The organism is Cupriavidus mimosae (assembly GCF_023952485.1).
In the GTDB taxonomy this organism is placed as follows: Bacteria; Pseudomonadota; Gammaproteobacteria; order Burkholderiales; family Burkholderiaceae; genus Cupriavidus; species Cupriavidus taiwanensis_C.
This window is the reverse complement of record NZ_JALHRY010000068.1, coordinates 1-1,982: the sequence shown is the minus strand read 5'-3', so window position 1 is coordinate 1,982 and position 1,982 is coordinate 1. Positions and strand designations below refer to the sequence as shown.

The 1,982-nt window shown below is 54.6% G+C and carries 2 rRNA genes; both read left to right on the top strand.

Annotated features, from left to right (window positions below):
- Positions 1-1,709: ribosomal RNA gene (locus tag MKD50_RS30280) — 23S ribosomal RNA — on the top strand; the annotation flags it as partial.
- Positions 1,710-1,823: 114 nt separating this feature from the next.
- Positions 1,824-1,936: ribosomal RNA gene (gene rrf / locus MKD50_RS30275) — 5S ribosomal RNA — on the top strand.
- Positions 1,937-1,982: the final 46 nt, after the last annotated feature.

Below are 1,982 nucleotides of genomic sequence, written 5' to 3'. Positions count from 1 at the left end.
GCGTGGTAGGAGAGCGTTCTGTAAGCCTGTGAAGGTGTCTTGTAAAGGATGCTGGAGGTATCAGAAGTGCGAATGCTGACATGAGTAGCGATAAAGGGGGTGAAAGGCCCCCTCGCCGTAAGCCCAAGGTTTCCTACGCAACGTTCATCGGCGTAGGGTGAGTCGGCCCCTAAGGCGAGGCAGAGATGCGTAGCTGATGGGAAGCAGGTTAATATTCCTGCACCGTCGTATGATGCGATGGGGGGACGGATCGCGGAAGGTTGTCCGGGTGTTGGAAGTCCCGGTCCCTGCATTGGAGAAGGCGCTCAGGCAAATCCGGGCGCGGGATTCAAGGATGTGGGGCGAGCGGCCTAGTGCTGCGAAGCAATTGGAAGTGGTTCCAAGAAAAGCCTCTAAGCTTCAGTCATACGAGACCGTACCGCAAACCGACACAGGTGGGCGAGATGAGTATTCTAAGGCGCTTGAGAGAACTCGGGAGAAGGAACTCGGCAAATTGGTACCGTAACTTCGGGATAAGGTACGCCCTGGTAGCTTGACTGGCCTGCGCCAGAAGGGTGAAGGGGTTGCAATAAAATGGTGGCTGCGACTGTTTAATAAAAACACAGCACTCTGCAAACACGAAAGTGGACGTATAGGGTGTGACGCCTGCCCGGTGCCGGAAGATTAAATGATGGGGTGCAAGCTCTTGATTGAAGTCCCGGTAAACGGCGGCCGTAACTATAACGGTCCTAAGGTAGCGAAATTCCTTGTCGGGTAAGTTCCGACCTGCACGAATGGCGTAACGATGGCCACACTGTCTCCTCCCGAGACTCAGCGAAGTTGAAGTGTTTGTGATGATGCAATCTCCCCGCGGCTAGACGGAAAGACCCCATGAACCTTTACTGTAGCTTTGCATTGGACTTTGAACCGATCTGTGTAGGATAGGTGGGAGGCTTTGAAGCGTGGACGCTAGTTCACGTGGAGCCGTCCTTGAAATACCACCCTGGTTTGTTTGAGGTTCTAACCTTGGCCCGTGAATCCGGGTCGGGGACAGTGCATGGTAGGCAGTTTGACTGGGGCGGTCTCCTCCCAAAGTGTAACGGAGGAGTTCGAAGGTACGCTTGGTACGGTCGGACATCGTACCTAAAGTGCAATGGCAAAAGCGTGCTTAACTGCGAGACCGACAAGTCGAGCAGGTGCGAAAGCAGGACATAGTGATCCGGTGGTTCTGAATGGAAGGGCCATCGCTCAACGGATAAAAGGTACTCTGGGGATAACAGGCTGATACCGCCCAAGAGTTCATATCGACGGCGGTGTTTGGCACCTCGATGTCGGCTCATCTCATCCTGGGGCTGTAGCCGGTCCCAAGGGTATGGCTGTTCGCCATTTAAAGAGGTACGTGAGCTGGGTTTAAAACGTCGTGAGACAGTTTGGTCCCTATCTGCCGTGGGCGTTGGAATCTTGACGGGGGCTGCTCCTAGTACGAGAGGACCGGAGTGGACGTACCGCTGGTGTACCTGTTGTCTCGCCAGAGGCATCGCAGGGTAGCTATGTACGGAAGAGATAACCGCTGAAAGCATCTAAGCGGGAAACTCGCCTGAAGATGAGGATTCCCTGGAGGCTTGACCTCCTTGAAGGGTCGTTCGAGACCAGGACGTTGATAGGCTGGGTGTGGAAGCGCAGTAATGCGTTAAGCTAACCAGTACTAATTGCCCGTAAGGCTTGATCCTATAACCAGTGTGTTTCACCTGGTGAGTCGATCGCCTTGTGCCACGATACGCACAACCAACACTACATCCCGATTCGTGACGCTGTCCCACCCGACAGCGCCACAACCCCTCATGCCTGGTGACCATAGCGAGCTGGAACCACCCCTTCCCATCCCGAACAGGACCGTGAAACAGCTCCGCGCCGATGATAGTGCGGATTCCCGTGTGAAAGTAGGTCATCGCCAGGCTCTTATTGTGCAAAACCCCTCGACAGCGTGTGCTGCGAGGGGTTTT